This window comes from Thermogemmatispora carboxidivorans, from assembly GCF_000702505.1.
Classification (GTDB): Bacteria; Chloroflexota; Ktedonobacteria; order Ktedonobacterales; family Ktedonobacteraceae; genus Thermogemmatispora; species Thermogemmatispora carboxidivorans.
The window spans coordinates 1,755,045-1,775,327 of record NZ_JNIM01000001.1; the positions used below are offsets into that span (position 1 = coordinate 1,755,045).

The 20,283-nt window shown below is 60.1% G+C and carries 14 protein-coding genes, 1 tRNA gene and 1 pseudogene; 14 read left to right on the forward strand and 2 right to left on the reverse strand.

The window, feature by feature from the left end:
- Positions 1-214 precede the first annotated feature (214 nt).
- A complete protein-coding gene (gene dxs / locus N688_RS06945) occupies positions 215-2,158 on the forward strand; it encodes a 1-deoxy-D-xylulose-5-phosphate synthase (RefSeq protein ID WP_052888605.1) in 1,944 nt (647 codons plus the stop codon).
- A gap of 94 nt (positions 2,159-2,252) precedes the next feature.
- Here dxs and N688_RS06950 read toward each other — a convergent pair whose 3' ends face one another.
- On the reverse strand, positions 2,253-2,984 hold the full coding sequence (locus N688_RS06950; protein WP_052888606.1) for a response regulator: 732 nt from the start codon (positions 2,982-2,984) through the stop codon (positions 2,253-2,255).
- A gap of 535 nt (positions 2,985-3,519) precedes the next feature.
- Here N688_RS06950 and rpsB point away from each other — a divergent pair.
- From rpsB to ispG, 9 genes and pseudogenes are all read left to right on the forward strand, one after another.
- Positions 3,520-4,182, forward strand: a pseudogene (gene rpsB, locus N688_RS06955) (30S ribosomal protein S2); the annotation flags it as partial.
- Between the two features lie 1,081 nt (positions 4,183-5,263).
- Positions 5,264-5,860, forward strand: coding sequence for a hypothetical protein (gene tsf, locus N688_RS06965; RefSeq protein WP_052888608.1), 597 nt, complete (start codon positions 5,264-5,266; stop codon positions 5,858-5,860).
- 274 nt (positions 5,861-6,134) lie between these two features.
- Positions 6,135-6,920: a UMP kinase gene (gene pyrH / locus N688_RS06970; RefSeq protein ID WP_052888609.1), complete on the forward strand. Its 786-nt coding sequence runs from the start codon at positions 6,135-6,137 to the stop codon at positions 6,918-6,920.
- 164 nt (positions 6,921-7,084) lie between these two features.
- The gene (gene frr, locus N688_RS06975) at positions 7,085-7,642 is read left to right on the forward strand and encodes a ribosome recycling factor (RefSeq protein ID WP_052888610.1); all 558 of its coding nucleotides are present in this window, start codon (positions 7,085-7,087) and stop codon (positions 7,640-7,642) included.
- Positions 7,643-7,809: 167 nt separating this feature from the next.
- Positions 7,810-8,508, forward strand: a complete 699-nt coding sequence (gene uppS, locus N688_RS06980; RefSeq protein WP_420341012.1) for a polyprenyl diphosphate synthase — start codon at positions 7,810-7,812, stop codon at positions 8,506-8,508.
- Between the two features lie 83 nt (positions 8,509-8,591).
- Positions 8,592-9,422 (forward strand): phosphatidate cytidylyltransferase, encoded by an 831-nt coding sequence (locus N688_RS06985; RefSeq protein WP_052888611.1) that lies wholly within the window; start codon positions 8,592-8,594, stop codon positions 9,420-9,422.
- A 274-nt stretch (positions 9,423-9,696) separates the two neighbouring features.
- Complete coding sequence (dxr, locus tag N688_RS06990) at positions 9,697-10,941, forward strand: 1-deoxy-D-xylulose-5-phosphate reductoisomerase (RefSeq protein WP_052891400.1); 1,245 nt, start codon at positions 9,697-9,699, stop codon at positions 10,939-10,941.
- A 34-nt stretch (positions 10,942-10,975) separates the two neighbouring features.
- Entirely contained in the window at positions 10,976-12,226 is a 1,251-nt protein-coding gene (locus N688_RS23120) for a M50 family metallopeptidase (protein ID WP_052888612.1), read from the forward strand.
- 224 nt (positions 12,227-12,450) lie between these two features.
- Entirely contained in the window at positions 12,451-13,689 is a 1,239-nt protein-coding gene (ispG, locus tag N688_RS07000; protein ID WP_052888613.1) for a flavodoxin-dependent (E)-4-hydroxy-3-methylbut-2-enyl-diphosphate synthase, read from the forward strand.
- 138 nt (positions 13,690-13,827) lie between these two features.
- On the opposite strand, the gene N688_RS07005 is transcribed toward ispG, so the two are convergent.
- A tRNA-Val gene (locus N688_RS07005) sits at positions 13,828-13,902 on the reverse strand.
- Between the two features lie 401 nt (positions 13,903-14,303).
- Here N688_RS07005 and N688_RS23735 point away from each other — a divergent pair.
- The 4 genes from N688_RS23735 to N688_RS07025 all read left to right on the forward strand — a co-directional run bounded on the left by N688_RS23735 (position 14,304) and on the right by N688_RS07025 (position 20,280).
- Entirely contained in the window at positions 14,304-16,937 is a 2,634-nt protein-coding gene (locus N688_RS23735) for a CHAP domain-containing protein (protein ID WP_052888614.1), read from the forward strand.
- Positions 16,938-17,024: 87 nt separating this feature from the next.
- Positions 17,025-18,716, forward strand: a complete 1,692-nt coding sequence (gene aroB, locus N688_RS07015) for a 3-dehydroquinate synthase (protein ID WP_052888615.1) — start codon at positions 17,025-17,027, stop codon at positions 18,714-18,716.
- Positions 18,713-19,183, forward strand: a complete 471-nt coding sequence (aroQ, locus tag N688_RS07020) for a type II 3-dehydroquinate dehydratase (RefSeq protein ID WP_052888616.1) — start codon at positions 18,713-18,715, stop codon at positions 19,181-19,183. The genes aroB and aroQ overlap by 4 nt, the downstream gene beginning before the upstream one ends.
- Complete coding sequence (locus N688_RS07025; protein ID WP_052888617.1) at positions 19,180-20,280, forward strand: M24 family metallopeptidase; 1,101 nt, start codon at positions 19,180-19,182, stop codon at positions 20,278-20,280. Before aroQ ends, N688_RS07025 begins: the two co-directional genes overlap by 4 nt.
- Positions 20,281-20,283 lie beyond the last annotated feature (3 nt).

The following is a 20,283-nucleotide window of genomic DNA, read 5'->3' on the forward strand; positions in this document are numbered from 1 at the left end:
CTTCCGGCTCCATCCTGGCCGATCGGTACCATGAGCGACTCTGGCATACAAGCAACCGCCAGGAAGCTTCCCGGCCTCTCTGCCTTCCCCTCCTTTCGCATGAGCAGCTGTCCTGTCAAGGCTTCAGGTGCATTCGTCTGTCGCATCGCGACCTTTCTTTCACTGTTGGCGGCGTCCTATAATACGAGGTAAGCTTTCCTGTGGGAGGACTGCCTTGGCAAGGATACTGGATCGCATTGATAGCCCGACTCAGCTCCGCTCGCTCAGCGTGGCGGAGATGCAGGCGCTGGCCGACGAGATTCGGCAGGAAATCATCGAGACGGTCGCAACGAGAGGAGGACACCTTGCTCCCAACCTGGGTGTTGTCGAGCTGACGCTCGCCTTGCATACCGTCTTCAATACCCCCCGTGATCTCCTTGTCTGGGATATCGGCCATCAGGCCTATGTGCATAAATTGCTGACTGGACGCCGCGATCGTTTCCGCACAATCCGCCAGTTTGGAGGCCTGTCGGGCTATCTTCGCCGCGAAGAGAGTCCTTATGATGTCTTCGGCGCTAGCCATGCCAGCACCTCCATCTCTGCCGCCCTCGGTCTGGCAGTGGCACGTGACCTGCAGGGCCAGGACTTCAAGGTCGTGGCCGTCATCGGTGATGGCGCCCTGACTGGTGGTATGGCGTTGGAAGCGCTCAACAACGCTGGCAGCCTGAAGAAGAATCTGATTATTATTCTCAACGACAACGAGAAATCCATCTCGGATAATGTAGGCGCCATAGCCGCCGTCCTGGCCAAAGCGCGACGGGTGCAGACCTCGCCGGGCTACCAGCGCTTACGGGAGATGACCAAAGGCTCGATTGAACGCCTGCCTGTAGTGGGTGATGTTGCCCTGGAGGCTGCCGCACGTGCTGAAACCAGCTTTAAGCAGTTTGTCTTGCATAGCAAAAGCGGGACCATCTTCGAAGAGCTGGGTTTTAAATTCTTTGGACCATTCGATGGCCATGATCTCGCCCTTCTCATCGATGTCCTGGAAAATATCAAGCGTATTGAAGGGCCGATCGTCGTCCAGGTTGTGACCAAGAAGGGCAAAGGTTGGTCCTTTGCCGAAGAAGATGCCACCAAGTGGCATGGACCTGGGGCCTTCGACTATCGCACCGGCGTCATTAAAAAGAATCCTAATGATCCCCCGACCTATACCGAGGTCTTTGCGAACACGCTGGTCGAGCTGGCCGAGCGCGACCAGGCCATCGTTGGCATCACGGCGGCGATGGCCGAAGGCACAGGCTTGAAGAAGTTGCACCAGCGTTTCCCCGAGCGCTACTTCGACGTTGGCATTGCCGAGCAGCATGCCGTAACTTTTGCCGGCGGGCTGGCCGTCGGCGGACTGCGTCCGGTAGTTGCCATTTATTCCACCTTTATGCAGCGGGCCTTTGACCAGGTCATCCACGATATCTGCGTGCAGAACCTGCATGTTGTCTTTGCGATGGACCGCGCTGGGATTGTCGGCGAGGACGGTCCCACACAGCACGGCCTCTTTGATATCGCCTTTATGCGGATGATCCCCAATATGAGGGTCATGGCTCCTCGCGATGAAAACGAGCTGCGCCACATGCTCTATACGGCCCTGTACATGGAGGGACCAGTCTGCCTGCGTTATCCACGTGGTAAGGCACGTGGGGTAGCCCTGGACAAAGAGCTACGCCTCCTGGAGGTTGGCAAGGCTGAGCTGCTCAGGCCAGCGACCCTGGCAGAGGCCCAGCGCTGCCAGTGCACCTTGCTTGCCTATGGCACCACCGTCGAGCTTGCCGAGCAGGCGGCCACCGAGCTGCGAGAAGAAGGACTGAGCGTAGCAGTTGTCAATGCACGCTGGGCCAAGCCGCTAGACGAGGACCTCATTCTGTCCCTGGCCCGCGCAACGCGGCACCTGGTCACCATTGAAGACCACATGGTAGCGGGCGGCTTCGGCAGCGCTGTCCTTGAACTCCTGGCCCGTGAGGGTTGCCACGACGTCCGCGTCAAGCTCATCGGCTTCCCTGACCGCCTGGTCGAGCACGGAGCGCCCTCCATCCTCAAAGAACTGTATGGCCTCTCCAGCGCTCATATTAAAGAAGTCGTTCGCGAACTGCTCGGCGTCCCGGCACACAGCAGCCCAGCCTCGGCCTGAGTGAGCGGTGGTGAGCCGTGCCTCTGGGCTGAGGGCAGTACGAGTCTTCCCTGCCGGTCAGGTTGAACCCTGCCCTCAGCCACAGCATCATCCCTCAGTTGCGCGAACTGAGGAGATAAATGGCCTCAGTGCGGCTACGAGCGTGAAGCTTCTCAAAAATATTCTGAATGTGCTTATGTACCGTTGATTCCGCTATATTGAGTTCCTGAGCAATTTCTCGGTTCTTGCGGCCTTTACGGATCAGATCTAGGACCTCGATTTCGCGCTCCGTCAGGGGGCGCGAGAGGTTAGGCTGGTTCAGCGCTGAGCCGTGGAGCCGCTCCTGAAGCTTATAATAGAAAGTGCGACTGGCCGCGCCCTGAGAGAAATCAGCCGGAGGAACTTCGCGGATCTTGCCGCTGAGAGTCAGTGTGCGCAAGTGTGCCAGCACGCGCGTGGCCAGGGGACCAGGGATCGAGATCTCATTACGCGCGGCGGAGCGGATGGCAGCCACCAGCATCTCTGGCTCGATATCCTTGGTCAAGTAGCCGATGGCTCCGCGCTGGATGGCGAGCAGGGCCAGCTGTTCCTGCTGGGAGGCCGTCAGAATAACCACACGTGTCTCCGGAGAGCAGGTGAGCACCCGCTCCGTTGCCTCGAAACCATCGCATTCTGGCATGTCCAGGTCCATCAATGCAACATCCGGGTGAGTTTCACCGGCCTGGGCCTCGGCCTCGCGACCAGTGCAGGCCTCGGCCACCACTTCGATATCACCGGCTCGCTCCAGAATCTCACGCACGACACGTCGAATCAAAGTATGATCATCTGCCAGTAGGACTCTAATCATCGTGTAACCCTTTCTGCCTCCTGTACAGTCTTAAGTCCTATCAGTATATAAGCAGATATGCACGTGTGCCAGATAGGAAAGCACACATAAGCGAATATGTGTACACATTACACTGTACTGTGGCCTCCAAGAAGCAGGGGCTAAAAGCGTGGTTGGGTGGGAAGGTCCTGGGAAGGGAGGGAGGAGATAAGCCGGGAAATCTTGCTTGCGTCCATCTGCAACCTATGCTATACTTGCAAGTTAGCAGGAACGAGGGTTCCTGCGGGTCGAGGCACGTGTAGCGTTCTCTTATTCATCAAGTACACACGCTCTCTGATCGGCGTTTCCCTGGTGCCCCGATACCCTCGTACCTCGAACCCTGAACAGCCCTGGCACCAGCGTGGCGAGGGGAGGGGCGCGAGCGAACGAGCGAACCAGCAGACCAAGCAACCAGGAAGCTGTGCGGCGCAAGGAGCGAGCAAGGGGAACCCTATCGCCGATAGGAGGAGAGCGGAGGTAAAAAGGGAGGATCTGTTTTTTGGCCAACATTATCTCGATGAAACAGCTTCTGGAAGCTGGCGTTCATTTTGGGCACCAGACGCGGCGCTGGAATCCCAAGATGAAGCCCTTCATCTTCATGGAGCGCAATGGCATCCATATCATTGACCTTCAGCAAACGGTGGCGCGTCTCAACGAGGCCTACAAGTTTGTGAAGGAACTGGCTGCCAGCGGTGAAACTCTGTTGTTCGTCGGGACGAAAAAGCAGGCTCAGGAGGCGGTGGCGGAAGAAGCCAAGCGCTGTGGGATGTTCTATGTCAACCAGCGCTGGCTGGGTGGAATGCTCACCAATTTCCAGACCATTCAAGGGCGCATCCGTTATCTCCGCGAGCTGGAGGCACGGCGCGAGCGGGGTGAACTCGAGCGGCTGCCCAAAAAAGAGGCCCAGCGCCTGCAGGATGATTTAGAGCGTCTGGAGCGTATCCTGGGAGGCATCAAGGACATGCGGCGTCTGCCTGGGGCGGTCTTCATCATCGATACCCGCAAAGAGCATACCGCTGTGCTGGAGGCCCGCCGTCTGGAGATCCCCATTGTGGCCCTGGCCGATACGAACTGTGATCCCGACGAGATCGACTATCCAATTCCGGCTAACGATGATGCCATTCGCGCTGTCCGCCTCCTCTGCTCCAAGATCGCTGATGCGGTGATTGAAGGACGCCGCGAGCTGGAGGCGCAGCAGAAGGATAGCGAGGCGCCTGTCGAGGGCGCGGCAGCTTCAGGGGAAGAAGGAGCTGTCCAGATAGAGGCGGCGGAGAGCTCGGCCTCTGGTGCTGGCTCGTCTCAGCGTGAGCGTGAAGCCACGGCCCCTGCCAGTGAGGCCGAGAGTTCATCGAACGCCTCTGAGCCTGAGCTAGTGGCCAGAGAATCCTAGTGCCATCTCGCTCCCCTACGAGTTTATCCCATCCTGCCGCTTGTCGTTCGTTCGTGATCTGGTTGCACTGCTGTGCTGCTTATCCTGCTCTCGCCCAGCAGCTGATCTCCAGCTGGCGAGAGTGGCTATCTGCGCTTGTCCCTGCAAGGCCTTTGCTGACCTCCTTTCTCGGTCCAGGCTCTCCGAGAAGGAGCATGTGAGGGCCTGGATGGCCTGAAGAACTGCAACGCTGGACCAGGCCAGGCAGAACAGCCTCCCCAGCTGCTTCGCCGATGGGGACTGGCTGGCTGGTTAGCCGGCTGGCCGAGTGAGGCGTGACAATGCCCTAGGCAGGTTGTCGGGAGTGGGCAGCAGGCAGTTCCCAACAGCCAGGAAGAAAGGCGGGTGGCAAGGCAAGTGGCCCGGCGGGCTGGATTCATTATTAACGAACCTGTTCTTCTCTTCTCTCTGTTATCCCGCGTGCTCCAGGTCTATCGGGACCTGGCACGGACAGCCTGCGTGCGCCAGATGTCGATTGTCGGCTGCGCCCTGTGAGCTGCCATGAGACTTGGTTGGGATATGGACCTGGTGACCACACGTGTGCCAGACCGGAAAAACTGCAAGGTTTCTCGCCTCCTGGAGCTGGCCGTGGTGGATGCCAGGTCCTCTCTATGCCGTCTGGCCTGGCGGTGTGGGCTGGTGGGGGACACTTCAAGGGGGATTCTTGGGGCGGAGGAGGCTGACAGGCTGTACACGGGCCGCACAAGGCCCAGAATCCTACTGTACCGCAGCTGTCAAGCACTCGAAACCGTCTACGAGTGACCGAGAGTCATTGTCAGTCAGACTGAAACCTGAGTATGCTATCAGAGTACGCTGAAGGAGAAGCACCCTTATGAATTATGCTGCTGCCGATGTGAAGAGGTTGCGTGAGGAGACTGGGGCGACCTTTGCCGATTGCAAGAGCGCGCTGGAAGAGGCGCAGTCGTGGGAGGAGGCCATCAAGATCCTCAATGCGAAGGCCAGCCGCAAGGCGGAGAAGATGATTGCCGCCGGTCGCGAGACCAAGCAGGGCGGCGTCTTCTCCTATGTCCACCACAACAACAGCGTGGGGGTTCTGCTGGAGCTGAACTGCAGCACGGACTTCGTTGCGCGCAGCGAGAGCTTTCGCCAGTTGGCCAATGAGCTGGCTCTGCAGATTGCTGGCACCAATCCAAAGTATGTGAGTTACGAGGATGTGCCCGCCGAGGTGATCGACCAGGCCCGTCAGCAACTGCTTGAGGACCCCTCGATGGCTCGTGTGCCAGAACAAAAGCGCGAGGAGGTCATTCAGGGCAAGCTCAAGAAGCTCTTCGGCGAGCAGGTGCTGATGATGCAGCCCTGGATTCGAGATGAGAGCCAGGTGGTGGGCGACCTGGTACGCAAAGCCATCGCGGAAACTGGGGAGAACATCGTGATTCGCCGCTTCTGTCGCTTTGCCTTGGGCGAATAGGCTAGGGAAGGAAGCGGCTCTTCCTGGCTAGTCTTGTGGCGTGCTATGCTATGTGTGGAATTGGAGGCGAGCGGGATGCGCTCCGGGCAACCACCTGGCCTGGGTGGCCGGCGTGGCATCCGCTCCCACTCCGGCCTTGCCTGCCGGGGGGCGGCCTCTCTTCTCCCCCTGTCTGCCTGCTCTGGTCGCTGGCCGAAAGCGTCACGCGCCAGCCTCGGGCAGTACAGGGCCGGGGCTGTTCCCCCACGAAAAGCGCATGGGAGTAGAAGAGAAGATGGCTGAATCTCAGATGGCTGCGTCCTTGCGATATCGGCGTATCCTGCTCAAGCTGGGTGGTGAAGCGCTGGGCCCCCGCCATACCTCGGAAGCCGGCGAGCCGCGCATTGGAATCGATCCGGTGGCGGTCCGCCGAATCGCGGCTGAGGTCAAGCGCGTCCACGATCTGGGGGTCGAAGTTGCGATGGTCATCGGTGGCGGCAACATTTGGCGTGGGGCAGATGCCGCTGCCGCGGGCATGGATCGCGCGACCGCCGACTATGTTGGTATGCTGGCCACAGTGATGAATTCTCTGGCCATGCAGGATGCTATGGAGAAGCTCGGCCTGGTCACGCGCGTGCAAACTGCGATAGAGATGCCTCCGGTAGCGGAGCCATTTATCCGTCGCCGCGCTGTGCGTCACCTCGAAAAGGGCCGCGTGGTCATTCTGGCGGCGGGAAGTGGCAATCCCTTCTTCACGACCGATACGGCGGCGGCCCTGCGCGCCATTGAGCTGAATGCCCAGGTGCTGCTGAAGGCCACGAAGGTCGACGGCGTCTACGACGATGATCCCATGCGCAATGCGAACGCTCGTAAGTTCGAGGAATTAAGCTATATGCGCGCCCTCAATATGGGCCTCAAGGTGATGGATAGTACTGCGATCTCTCTCTGCAAGGATAATCGCTTGCCGATCGTGGTCTTCAACCTCGATCAGCCTGGTGCGCTGGAGGCGATTATGCGTGGCGAGAAGCGTGGGACACTCGTTCATGACCTTGAAGAGAGCGCTATTGGTGAGCGCGCCTGAACACGGGCTGGCTGCTTGCCTGCCTGCCTCTCAGCCGACCAGTCAGCCAAGGCCCAGGCTCCTGGCTTCCTGGCTGCTGTCTGGCTTGCTCGCCAGTGGCTCTACCCTGCTTTGTCGCTGGCTCTGCGTGCGTATCCAAGGTACCTTACGATGGGAGCATTGCTATGGTAGATGATATTTTCGGAGATGCCGAGCGCCGGATGCAGAAAGCTGTGGAGGCGCTCCGCCATGATTTGGGGAGCATCCGCACTGGCCGCGCCAGTTCTGCCCTCGTGGAACGGATTCAGGTCGATTACTACGGCGTCCCCACGCCGATTAACCAGCTCGCTTCGATCTCTGCGCCAGAACCACGCTTGCTGGTGATCCAGCCCTGGGACCGCAGGCTGCTCCCTGATATTGAGCGGGCGATTCAGAAGTCCGATCTGGGGATCAATCCCAGTAGCGATGGCCAGGTGATCCGTCTGGCAATCCCCCCTCTCAATGAGGAGCGGCGCCGTGAGATGGTGAAACTCCTTCATAAGAAGTTGGATGAGCACAAGGTCGCGGTCCGCAATATCCGTCGCGATGTCCAGGACAAGTTGCGTGACCGCGAGAAGAAGAAGGAGATCTCCGAAGATGAGCTGAAGCGCGGTCAGGACCGCCTGCAGAAGCTGACCGACCGCTACATCGAGGAGATGGATAAGATCGGCAAGCTCAAGGAACACGAGATTTTGGAGGTCTGACGTTGACCAGGATACGTGATCTTTTTCCCTCTTCCGTAGGGAAAAAGAGTGAGCAGTCGCAACCAGCGGTAGAGGTGCGCTCTCGGGGGCAGGAGCCAGGACTGCGGGCAGCAGGCCCGCAGACTCGGGGGCAGGAGCAGGCACAGAAGCAGGAGCAGAGCTGTCCGCTGCGTCACCTGGCCATCATCATGGATGGCAATGGACGCTGGGCCGCTCAGCGCCATTTGCCACGCCTGGCCGGCCATAAGGCCGGCGTGGCTGCGCTCCGCCGCGTGGTGGAGGCTGCCGTCGATGAGCATATCGAGTATTTGAGCGTTTATGCTTTCTCGACCGAGAACTGGGGACGCCCCAGGGAAGAGGTCGAGGGCCTCATGCGCCTTTTCTGGGAAACCATCCGCTCTGACCTGGAGAAGTTGCATCGTGACGGGGTGCGGCTGCGCCATCTTGGTCGCTTACAAGATCTCCCCCCTGCGATTCAGCGCGCCGTCCAGGAGTCGGTGGAGCTGACGCGCTATAATAATCGTATCCATCTCAGTGTGTGCTTTAACTACGGCGGTCGCGCTGAGCTGGTCGACGCCGTCCGGCGTATTATTGCCGATGGCTTGCCACCCGAAGCGATCACCGAGGAGGTGCTGAGCTCCTATCTTTATACTCACGATCTACCCGATCCCGATCTCGTCGTCCGCACTGCTGGCGAGATGCGCGTCAGTAATTTTTTGATCTGGCAGTCGGCCTATAGCGAGTATTATTCCACACCAACACTCTGGCCCGATTTCGGGCGCGAAGATCTACGCGCGGCCCTGGAGAGCTATCGACAGCGCCAGCGACGTTTTGGGCGGCTGACGGCTTCTCCCAGTGGCCGCTAAGCAGGTGGAAGGATCGCGTGGAGCGCGCAACTGAGAAACAGGTACAATCAGGGAAGAAAGCTGCTGACAGCGGCGGGCCGTGGATGAATACTTTGGCCCTGCGAGTGCTGACCGCTGTTGTAGCCATCCCTATTGTCTTGCTCGTCGTCTGGCTGGGTGGTTGGGTGGCTTTTGGGGCGGCGCTCTTTGTACTGGCCTGGGGCAGCTACGAGTTGCATCAAATGATGGCGCACTCGGGTAGCCGCCCCTTGCTCTGGGTGAGCTTCGGCCTGGGGACGCTCCTGCTGCTTTCTGCCATGTTCCCCCAGTGGCGCCTGCTCTTGCTGGAGATCAGCCTGAGCGCCGCTTTGCTGGTGGCCTTCCCGCTCCTCTTTTGGCGGGAGCGTCTCGATGGCTCGCTTGTCGATTGGGCGCTGACGGTCGTCTTTGCTCTCTATCTTGGCTGGCCGCTCAGCCTCTTGCTGTTGTTGCGCGGCTCTCAGTTCGGCTGGCCTCCTCCTCGTGGTCTCTGGTGGCTGCTCTTGCTCTTTGCCGCTGTCTGGACGTTCGATTCGGCAGCCTTTTTCACTGGCCATTTTCTGGGACGCCATAAGCTGGCGCCCCAGATCAGCCCTGGCAAGACCTGGGAGGGGGTCTTCGGCGGCCTGCTCTGCACGCTGATCCTCTGCCTGCTCCTGGCTAACTCGCTGCTCCAGGTCCCCTGGTACCTGGCTCTGATCCTCGGCCTGGCTCTCTCGCTGGCTGCTACCCTGGGCGACCTGGCGGAGTCGCTCATGAAGCGCCAGGCTCAGGTGAAGGATAGCGGTCAGCTCATGCCCGGTCATGGCGGCTTGCTCGATCGCATCGACAGCTTGCTTTTTGCCGCCGTTGTTCTCTATTTTTTCGCTCAGCTGGCCCTGGTAGTCCCTCGCTGATCTGCTGCAGCTGGCCGGCTCGCTTCCGGGCTGGCTCTCCTGGCGCTGGCGCGAGGTCGGTGGCAGCCAATCAGGGAGATCGGCCCGGGGTATCATGCAGAGTTTCCCTTAAGGAATGCAATCCTGACTATAGCTAGGAAAAGAGCAGAAACGTCTCCTGCTGCATGCGCTCTGCCGTGCTACAATATTCCCTGGGTAGAGCCAGCAAGGGAACAGCAAGAAAACAATGGAACCGAATGAGGAGAAAGACGCTGGCCGGCAGGCTGCGGGCCAGATGACTGCGAGGCTGCCTTTTCCCAGGCGTATTGCCTTGCTGGGAAGCACTGGCTCGATTGGACAGCAGACGCTGGACGTGGTGCGTTGCTTCCCTGAGTACTTCGAGGTCGTGGCCCTGGCCGCCCATAGCAATCTATCCCTGCTGGCCCAGCAGGTTGAAGAGTTTGCTCCGGATCTCGTGGCCTGCTTCGCGGAGACCCCGGCGCTGCGGGAGGAGGCCCAGCGCTCGCTGGTCGAGGCCCGTCGGCGTGAGCGAAAATCTGCGCCCCGGCTGGCCTTTGGTCTCGCGGGCTTGCTGGAGGCGGCCTCGCTGCCACAGGTGGATCTGGTGGTTGTGGCTACTTCCGGCCTGGTAGCCTTGGAGCCGGTGATGGCGGCGATCCAGACTGGCAAGACCATCGCTCTGGCTAATAAGGAGACGCTGGTGATGGCCGGTCACCTGGTGATGGAGGCAGCGCAGCGGGCCGGGGTGGCTATTCTGCCGATCGATAGTGAGCACAGTGCGCTGTGGCAGTGCCTACGAGGTGAGGAGGGGGCCGAGGTGCGTCGCCTGATCTTGACGGCTTCGGGCGGACCGTTCCGTCGCACTCCCCTCTCAGAGTTGCCGTCGGTGACGGTGGCTCAGGCGCTGGCTCACCCAACCTGGCGCATGGGGCCGAAGGTTACTGTGGATTCGGCTACCTTGATGAATAAGGGTCTCGAGGTCATTGAAGCTCACTGGCTCTTCGCGGCCCCGTATGAGCGCATCGAGGTGGTAATCCATCCTGAAAGCGTTATCCATTCGATGGTTGAGTTCGTTGACGGTTCGACCAAGTTGCAGGCGAGTCTGCCCAGTATGCATCTGCCGATCCTCGATGCGCTGAGTTATCCCCTGCGCCTGGAGGCGCAGGCTCGCGGTCTGATCCGCCCCCTGGACTGGGCACAGGTGGCGCAGCTGCATTTTGAGACCCTCGATGTGGCACGCTTCCCTTGCTACCGTCTGGCCCGTGAGGCTGCCGAGCGCGGTGGTACCTACCCTTGCGCTCTAGTGGGAGCCGATGAGGAGGCGGTCGCACTCTTTCTGGCGGGACAGATTAGTCTAACCGATATCGCTCGCCTGATTGAGGAGGTGCTGGAACGCCACGCCGCGGTAGCTCAGGAGCAGCCGGATATCCCGGTCATTCTCCAGACGCGCGATTGGGCGCGGCAGACGACTCGGGAGCTGGCCACCTCGCTGGGGGTTGTGCGCCAGGCCACAGGTTAGTCTTTGCTTGCAAAGCTGTCTGAGGGAAGTGGGAATGAATTACTGGTACTTGTTAGCTGCCATACCGGTCTTTGGTCTGCTCGTCTTTGTCCATGAGTTGGGCCACTTTCTGACTGCCAAGTGGGCAGGAATTCGCGTTGAGGAGTTTGGTCTCGGTCTGCCTCCGCGGATTGTGGGCATTCGTCGCCGCCCTGGAGGGGGATGGGAGGTGATCTGGTTTAATGGGGGTACTCAACTCTACCAGCCGGCTGCTGCCCGTCCTGCCGACGAGACCTGGACTCCAAACGCTCCCGGTTCTGGTACCGCGGTCGAGGAGCGTGAGGGCAGCGTTACGGCGGTGGCTCCTCCTTCCTCGACGATCTACTCGCTCAACCTGCTTCCTATCGGTGGCTTTGTGCGGATGCCCGGCGAGAACGGGGAGATGTACGATGAGTACGGGCGCTACGACCCGCAGAGCTTTGCCTCGAAGTCTGCTGGCAAGCGCCTCATCGTGCTGGTGGCCGGTGTGACGATGAATTTCTTGCTGGCGATCGTGCTCTTCTCGATCGCTTACAGTGTTGGGGAGCCGGTGATCCCGCCGGTTATTGCCAAAGTGGCAGCGGGTTCTCCGGCGGCAGCGGCGGGCCTGCGCCCGGGCGATACCTTTCTCTCTGTCAATGGTCAGTCAGTCCAGCAGTTCTCTGATGTCCAAAATATTGTCCAACAGGCCATTGCCCAGGCGCATGGTCAGGCTACGGTGCCAGTGCGCGTTGTGGTCAGGCATGTCGATGATCCGCAACCGGTGGCGCTGACCATTAATGTGCGGGTGAACCCGCCCCCTGGTCAGGGACCGATGGGGATCGAGCGCGGCAATGAGGTCCGCTATGTGACCTATCCGCTCTGGCAGGCTCCACTCAAGGGCATCTCTCAGACCTTTTCTGTGACTGGCCAGTTTATCTCTAGCATTGTGCAGATGGTGACGGGGGCCGTGAAACCGGAGATTGCTGGTCCGGTGGGTATTGTGCAGATGACGGGCGAGGTCGCTCAGACGGTGCCCACCATTGGCTGGTGGCCCATTTTGACCCTGACGGGTATTCTGAGCTTGAATCTGGCCATTATCAATATCTTGCCGTTCCCGGCGCTCGATGGCGGGCGAGTACTCTTGATTCTCATCGAACTGCTGCGCGGTGGCAAGCGTTTGCGCCCTGAGCGCGAGGGCCTGATTAATCTGGTGGGCATGGCCATTCTCTTGATGCTGATCGTGGTCGTTACCATCAGCGATGTCATGAATTGGAGTGCCCGCTGAGCGCCAGGGCCGCGTTGCCTGGTGAGACCGTTTGCTCTGCTCGTCTTGCCAGGCACGTACCTGCCCGCCTGCCGGCAGGCGGGTCTGGGTTGATCTACCATCAGGCCCTGTGGCTGGCAGCTAGGATTCGGCCCCGCTCATTGAGTCGTGGACTCCTGCTCAGCAGCGCCCTTGCCGGCAAGACGCTGCTGTTACGATAGATGGATCGGGTTTATGGAGTGCTTATGCGAAGAAAGACACGACAGATTCATGTCGGAGATGTGCTTATTGGTGGTGATGCGCCCATTGCGGTGCAGTCGATGTGCACCACCTACACCCGCGATGTTGAGAGCACCGTGGCCCAGATCATGCGCCTCGAAGAGGTAGGCTGCGAGTTGGTGCGCGTGGCCGTGCCAGAGATGGAAGATGCTCTTGCTCTGGGCGAAATCAAGAAGCGTATCCACATCCCGCTGATCGCCGATATTCATTATAATCATCAGCTTGCCCTGGAGGCTATTCGCCAGGGGGTCGATTGTGTGCGCATTAATCCTGGCAACTTGATTCATGGGCGCAAGGCGCTGGAGGAGATCGTCAAGGCTTGCAAGGAGCGCGGTGTGGCGATGCGCATCGGGGTCAATTCCGGCTCCATTGATGCATTGGACAAGCAGGCCCAGATGCAGCGCATCCAGATTCGTCGCCGCGCCGATGGCGTGGTGGAGCGCAGCGATCCGGCTGAAGAGCGGCGTCGTGAGCGTGAGCAGCTGGCCGAGCGCATGGTAAATAAGGCCCTGGAGTACATTGGCTGGTGCGAGGAGCTGGACTTCCACGAAATCAAGGTCTCGCTGAAGTCCTCTGCGCCATTGACGGCTATTGAAGCCTATCGACGCTTCTCGCAGCGCTCCGACTATCCGCTTCATTTAGGGATCACCGAAGCTGGGACCTTGGTGCCAGGAGCGGTGAAGTCGGCGGTTGGTCTGGGCATCTTGCTGGCTGAGGGGATCGGCGATACTATTCGCGTCAGCTTGAGCGCTGAACCAGAGCAAGAGATTCCTGTGGCGTATGAGATCCTGCGCTCACTGGAGCTGCGCAACCGGGGCGTGACCTTTGTTTCCTGTCCTTCTTGTGGGCGCGTCGAGATCGATGTTATCGAAGTCGCCAATGAAGTGGAGCGCCGCCTGGCCAAGGTACAGACTCCCATTCATGTGGCGGTGATGGGCTGTGTCGTGAATGGGCCGGGTGAAGCGCGGGATGCCGATGTCGGCCTGGCCGGCGGACGCGGCAAAGGGGTCATTTTCCGCAAAGGGCAGGTTGTACGCACGGTGCCCGAAGAGGAGTTCCTCGACGCCGTCTTAAAAGAAGTGGCCTCGCTTCTCCCCGAACATGAGGCGCGCCTGGTCTATCCCGAAGGAGGAATTAAGGAAAGCGCCGGGCGTCATCGCACACGCGATGAGGGCATCACTGAGATCCCTGTGCTGAAGAAGTAGAGAGGGTACGGAGTGAAAAGCGAGGGCCATCATGTTTCCCCCTTTCCCCCGGCCTCCTCGCTAGGATCTTTTCCCTGTTCTTCTCGTTCAAGAGGAAAGAGAGAGGCAACCCTGCTTGTGCAGGGTTGCCTCGCAGAGTGGGCAATACAGGACTCGAACCTGTGACCTCTGCCATGTCAAGGCAGCGCTCTAACCGGACTGAGCTAATTGCCCATGCCTTACTCTTCTTTCGGGACGCTCCTATGATAGCATTGCTTCCACACCCTGTCAAGCCCTTTTTTGGCCGGAGCGGGAAAAGGAGAGAGCGCTAGCTTGCTATCTGCCCTGCTGGTTAGCTGAGTTACCAACCGCATGCTCGGGGCAAGCCCTGTCCATCGAGGGGAAAGGGTACAATAGAACTGGAAAGCGACTGCGGCGGTACTGGCTCGTGGCGAGTGCTCTGGCCGAAGGAGGAAAGGAACCGACAAGGCAGGCAGGCCACCTTGCGCGCATGAACTCACAATGATATACTCTCCAGGAAATCGCAGAATGGCAGAAAGACCGCGAGCGTGTTTTCAGGCAAATCGGCCAGCCGTGGCTGCATACAGGTCTTATTTTAGGGAGGAAGAGACCAGATGCATCCTTTGGCCCTCCTGCGGAGGCTCCTGCAAGGCGATGACAGACGTGGACCCATTGGGCGCACAAAGCGACGCCGTTTCCTCGCTGCTCTCCTCGTTGCTGTTCTCTGTCTGCTGCTCTCGCAGCCGCTCTCATTAGTGAACCTGCTTCAGGCCAATGCCCAGGGCTTAGGGTATACCGCTCCAACGCTCGATTCCAGCTGTGATCAGCTCAGCTTCAGCGCCGATGGCAATCCTTTTGCTCTCTGCCCTGGTCCCTTCCCACGAGGTGGAAACTGTGTGTGGTGGGCCTGGGAACAGTGGCACTGGCTGCATTACGATCTGCCCCTCAATTGGGGCAATGCGGCAGATTGGATCAGCGCCGCTCAGCGAGCTGGCCTGGCTGTGGGAACGCAGCCCCGCGTCGGCTCTATTGCTGTCTTCCCCGTCGCTGACGGCGTCTGGGCCTACAGCTCTGCTGGCCACGTGGCTTTTGTTACCTGGGTCAGCCCCGATGGCGATACCTTCAATGTAACTTATCAGAATTACGGCGACCCTACCCCTGTGCACCTTGGCTTTGGTTATCAGGTCTCAGTCATCAATCAGCCACGCTATCAGCATGGTCAGCTTCGCTTCATCTATTTCCCGGGCCAGATAGACCTGCAGCTCTTTGCCCGTCTACCAGGCGTCGACAGCGAGGCTCTGGCGGAGGTGATGGCTGCCAATCAGCAGCAGCAGCGTGATCCGGCTACGCTGACCTCAGCGCGTCTGGCCCTTGGTCTGCCCCCCACGTCCTCAGAGCAGAAATTTGACGCCGACTTCACGGGGGACGGTCAAAGTGCTCTCTTGCTCTATAACCGCCAGCAGGGCACGTTGAAGGTTCTGCAACTGCTGGATGCCGAGCAGCTCAGCAGGCGCCCAGGGGGACGCCTTTGGCCCTATCCCGATTCGCCTGCAACCTCCTCTGGCACGATTGCCGGAGCACGGTTGGTGACCCTGGCTGATGGCCAGGTCGGACCGCATGGTTGGGGCTCCGATCTCGATATTCGTATCGGCGATTTTGCTGGCCTCGGACACGCTCAGATACTACTCTATAGCCGCTCTTCAGGCAAAATACAGATTTTGAGCCTTGGCCCTGATCTGCAAATCAGCCAGCATATTACGCTCACTGGTTGGGGACCTGGGTGGGAAGTGTACACAGGTCGCTTCGATGGTCAGACAACGGGCTTGCTGCTCTACAATCGCTTTGCCAACACGCCGGCCCCGACCATTCCAACGCCAAGCCTGACACCCACTCCTTTCCCAACTGTGCCCGGCGGGCCAGGCGTCTCGCCTGTACCCAGCCTGGTACCGACAAAGACACCTACGCCTTCTTCCACGCCGAAGCCGACAGCGACACCCAGTCCGACGCCGAAGCCGACAGCGACGCCCAGTCCGACGCCGAAGCCGACAGTGACGCCCAGTCCGACAGCGAAGCCGACAGCGACACCTAGTCCGACGCCGAAGCCGACAGCGACGCCCAGTCCGACAGCGAAGCCGACAGCGACACCTAGTCCGACGCCGAAGCCGACAGCGACGCCCAGTCCGACAGCGACGCCCAGTCCGACGCCGAAGCCGACAGCGACGCCCAGTCCGACGCCGAAGCCGACAGTGACGCCCAGTCCGACGGTCAGGCCCACGGCTACGGCTGGCGTGACGCCCTCGCCTACTGCGGGAACCATCACCCGGACCCTGGCGTCTGGCCAGGCGGGACCTCTGGCCATGCCGAATGGTTTGGCTTTGAGCTTGAATCCCAGCGATGGTGGAGGCAAGGACCTTGGCGGCGCCCAAAGCAGTCAGTCCCAGTTGATGCCCAACGTGCTCCTGGTCGACTTCACGAGTAAGTTTGGAATCAAGCATCTCCAGCGCTATCTGCTCTCGCAAGACTCGTGGGAGATCTATGTCGGAAGCTTTGTAAGCGCACAGCAGGACGGTCTTTTCCTCTACGATCGCCTGAATGGCCAGGGACGCCTGATCAGTTTTGATGCCCGCTTGCAGGTAGCCCATAATCAGGCTGTGACCGACCTCGAGGGCAACTGGCAAGTCTACAGTGGAGACTTTTGTGGGGTGGGTCAGGCTCAACTCTTACTCTATGATCCCATTGCTGGCGAGGCTCAGCTCTTGATCCTGAAGCCCAACCTGGAGCTTCAGGCACGCCAGAACTACAGCCAGTGGGGGAGTGGGGCGATTCTCTACACCGGCCACTTTGGTGGTGCTGCGGAGGGCATTATGCTCTATAATCCCCTACAGGCTCAGAGCACCTTCATCGCCCTCGATCGTCAGGGGCAAGTGACCCACCAATATACCGTAGCGAGCTGGGATCAGAGTCGGCAGGTCCTGATCGGCTCTTTCACTGATCATACGCACTGTGGGTCCGAGGCCAGCTGTGTGCCTGGAGATGACATCCTGGTACTCAATCGCCAGACGGGGCGTCTTGAACAATACGCCTTTCGTTTCCAGTCCACCTTTAGGCTCTACGATAACCGCATCCAGGCTTTTGTGCGTCAGGGTCTGGCGCAGGAGCAGGACAACTATCTGCAGATAGTTGATACCTCGACCTTCAGCCTGCTAGCAGTCCTGAATACGCCAGTGCACAACGAAGAGCTGTACTGAGCCAGGTGAGAAGGAGTATAAGAGGAGGGAGGAAGGAGCCGCGGCAGCTACTGGGCTGACCGCCAGGCTCATGGTAGAATAATGCGCATGCGTAACGTCTTCTTGATTGGGCTATCTGGGAGTGGCAAGACAACTGTTGGGCGCCTGCTGGCGGAGCGCCTGGGAAGGCCCTTCATTGATACCGATCTGCTGGTAGAGCAAAGCTGTGGAAAGCGCATTGCCACCATCTTTGCAGAGGAGGGCGAGAGCGCTTTCCGGTCCCGTGAAAAACAAGCCTTGCAAGAAGCAGCTGCCTGCGCGGGGGCCATTGTTGCTACTGGTGGAGGGATTGTCCTGGAGGCTGACAATCGCCGGCTCATGGCTGAGCGGGGAGTAAGGATTTTCCTGAGCGTTGAGCCAGAGACGGCTCTTGAACGGCTGCGCCAGCAAGACGCGGCGGCCCGGAGAGAGGGCTTTTCTCCCGAAGTGCGTCCGCTGCTGGCTGGAGATGATCCACTAGCAGCCCTGCGTCGCTTGCAGGCCGAGCGGCAGGCACTCTATGAGGAGGCAGAGGCCAGCTGCTCGACCGACGGAAAAAGCGCCGAGCAGGTCGTACGCGCCGTTGTGGCGGCCCTCATTGCTCTGGGGGTGCTGGAAGGAGAGGCGCCGCTGGAGCGCCAGATTCGCGCCGGCGAGGGCTATCTGGCGGTCGTCGATTGGGGTGGGCTAGGACGCCTACCAGCGTATCTGGCGCGCCTGGAGCTACCGCGGCGCGTTTTTCTCCTCAGCGACCAGCATGTTTATGATCTCTACGGACCGCCTTTGCTGCGAACACTGCAACAAGCGGGTTGGAGCGTCAGCAGCTATGTCCTCCCTGCGGGCGAAGCCAGCAAGTCGCTGCAGCAGCTCAGCGCCATCTACGACTGGCTCATCGAGCAGCGAGCAGAGCGGCGAGAGGCCCTGCTGGCCCTCGGCGGGGGCGTCGTTGGCGACCTGGTTGGCTTTGCCGCCGCTACCTATCTCCGCGGCGTCCCCCTGGTCCAGCTGCCGACCTCGTTACTGGCCCAGGTTGATGCGGCTATTGGCGGTAAAACAGGAATCAACCACCCGCGTGGCAAAAACCTGATTGGCGCCTTCTATCAGCCTCGCCTGGTGTTGGCCGATCCAGCAACGCTGCTGACGCTGCCTCTACGCGAGCGCACTGAGGGCTGGGCAGAGGTTGTCAAGTATGGTATGATACTCGACGCAGAACTCTTTACTTTGCTAGAAACCCATGCAGCAGCGCTGCGCGACTTCTCTTTGCCCCCAGCCTCTCTGTTGGCGCAGATCATTGCGCGCTGCATTGCCCTCAAGGCCGCAGTAATTGAGGAGGATGAACGCGAGCAGGGGCGGAGGGCGATCCTCAACTACGGGCATACGCTAGGTCATGCCCTGGAAAATGTGAGCGGCTATGGCGAATGGCTGCATGGGGAAGCGGTAGCGCTGGGTATGGTGGCCGCGGCTGAACTGGCTTGCCAGGCTGGCCTTCTGGCACGTGAGGAGGCTGAGCGCCAGCGAGCGTTACTGGCAGCCTTGGGCCTGCCTACCACCTATCAGGGAAAGCCACAGGCCGAAGCTTTGCTGGCGGCCATTCAGCTTGATAAGAAAGTGGCTCAGAAGCAGGTGCGCTGGATCATGCCCCGCCGGATCGGCGAGGTCTTCCAGACAACGTTACCAGATGGGCTGGTCAGCAAGCTAGTGCACGCCCTCTTTGGAGGCGAGAGCACCACCCGCGCCAGGGTGAGGCAGGAAGAAGCATGACACGCACGATCCTGGTGGTCAATGGGCCAAACCTGAATCGCTTGGGAAAACGGGAACCGGCTATCTATGGCACGGTCACCTTGCCCTGGATTATCGAGCGCTTGCGCCACCTGGCCGCCGAGCACGGGGTCACACTGCGCGATTTTCAGTCGAATCACGAGGGGGCGCTCATCGATTTTCTCCAAGAACATGGCGAGCAGGCTGCCGGAGTAATCATTAACCCAGGGGCCTTGACTCACTACTCACTGGCTCTCCGCGATGCTCTGGCTGCCCTCGCAGCGCCGGTCATCGAGGTCCATCTGAGCAATATTTATGCGCGGGAGCCGTTCCGCCATCAGTCGGTGACAGCAGCGGTCTGCCGAGGCCAGATCTCAGGTCTCGGCTGGCATGGCTACGAGCTGGCCCTGCGCGCCTTGCTCGCTATGCTGAGCGAGGAAGATTTTCGCGCAAAAGAGGAGAATGCATGAAAGAAGAGAGCGTCGCTGCTGTTCGTGCATGGCTGCGCGAGCAGGGACTCGATGCCTGTTTGATTACGCAGCCGTACAATCGCTCATATCTCAGCGGCTGGCTGGAGAGTGACCCCGAGGCGGCCTGGCTACTCATCGCTCAGGAGCTGTGTCTACTCATTACGACCGCCCTCTGCCGTGAGGTGGCAGAGAAGGAGGCGGCGGGCTGTCAAGTGCTGGTGCCGGAGCGGCGCGACTTTGCCGAAGCGGTCGCGGCTCAGGCGCGTCAGTATGGTTGGCAGCGCCTTGGCTTCGAAGCGGGGGCCCTCAGCTACAGCTCTTATGCCCGACTCTGTCGAGCTGGGGAGGGGTGCTACAGCTTGCAGCCACTGGAGAGCACGATCGTCGACCGTCTCCGTCAGGTCAAATCTGCGCAGGAGCTTGAACGGCTGCGGAAGGCTGCGGCGATCACTGATGAGACCTTTGCCCATCTGCGCAGCTGGCTGCGTCCCGGGCTAACCGAGCGAGAAGTACAATGGGAGATTATTCGGACCATGATCGCCTTGGGGGCGGATGGGCCAGCCTTTGAGCCGATCGTGGCTGCTGGTCCTCATGGTTCTATGCCCCATGCGCGGGCCAGCGAGCGCCCTATCGAGGCCGGTGAGCTGATTACGATCGATATGGGGGCGCGCTACCAGGGCTATTGTGCCGATATGACGCGCACCGTCTGTCTGGGGGAACCGCGCGAGGAGCGGATGCGTACCCTCTACCAGGCCGTGCTAGAGGCCATGCGTACCTGTGAGCAGGGTCTGCGGGCGGGCCTCGCCGGACGTCAGGCCGACGCCCTGGCGCGCAATGTGCTGGCGCGCTATGGCCTCGCTGACTACTACATCCACAGTACCGGTCACGGCGTTGGCCTGGAGGTCCACGAAGATCCCTTGTTATCTCAGCGGGCGCCCGAGGAGGCCCTCTTACCTGCTGGGGCTGTGGTGACCGTAGAACCGGGGGTCTATATCCCAGGCTGGAGCGGCTTGCGCATTGAGGATAGTGTGCTGGTGTTGGAAGATGGGGCGGAGGTGCTGACGCACTCACCGCTCGATCTGATCATTCCGCAATAGGGA

What these genes read in the sequence shown, in the direction of transcription:
- N688_RS06950 (WP_052888606.1), bottom strand. Translation starts at nt 2,984, where the DNA reads ATGATTAGAGTCCTACTGGCAGATGATCATACTTTGATTCGACGTGTC.
- tsf (WP_052888608.1), top strand. Translation starts at nt 5,264, where the DNA reads ATGAATTATGCTGCTGCCGATGTGAAGAGGTTGCGTGAGGAGACTGGG.
- pyrH (WP_052888609.1), top strand. Translation starts at nt 6,135, where the DNA reads ATGGCTGAATCTCAGATGGCTGCGTCCTTGCGATATCGGCGTATCCTG.
- frr (WP_052888610.1), top strand. Translation starts at nt 7,085, where the DNA reads ATGGTAGATGATATTTTCGGAGATGCCGAGCGCCGGATGCAGAAAGCT.
- N688_RS06985 (WP_052888611.1), top strand. Translation starts at nt 8,592, where the DNA reads ATGAATACTTTGGCCCTGCGAGTGCTGACCGCTGTTGTAGCCATCCCT.
- dxr (WP_052891400.1), top strand. Translation starts at nt 9,697, where the DNA reads ATGACTGCGAGGCTGCCTTTTCCCAGGCGTATTGCCTTGCTGGGAAGC.
- N688_RS23120 (WP_052888612.1), top strand. Translation starts at nt 10,976, where the DNA reads ATGAATTACTGGTACTTGTTAGCTGCCATACCGGTCTTTGGTCTGCTC.
- ispG (WP_052888613.1), top strand. Translation starts at nt 12,451, where the DNA reads ATGCGAAGAAAGACACGACAGATTCATGTCGGAGATGTGCTTATTGGT.
- N688_RS23735 (WP_052888614.1), top strand. Translation starts at nt 14,304, where the DNA reads ATGCATCCTTTGGCCCTCCTGCGGAGGCTCCTGCAAGGCGATGACAGA.
- aroB (WP_052888615.1), top strand. Translation starts at nt 17,025, where the DNA reads ATGCGTAACGTCTTCTTGATTGGGCTATCTGGGAGTGGCAAGACAACT.
- aroQ (WP_052888616.1), top strand. Translation starts at nt 18,713, where the DNA reads ATGACACGCACGATCCTGGTGGTCAATGGGCCAAACCTGAATCGCTTG.
- N688_RS07025 (WP_052888617.1), top strand. Translation starts at nt 19,180, where the DNA reads ATGAAAGAAGAGAGCGTCGCTGCTGTTCGTGCATGGCTGCGCGAGCAG.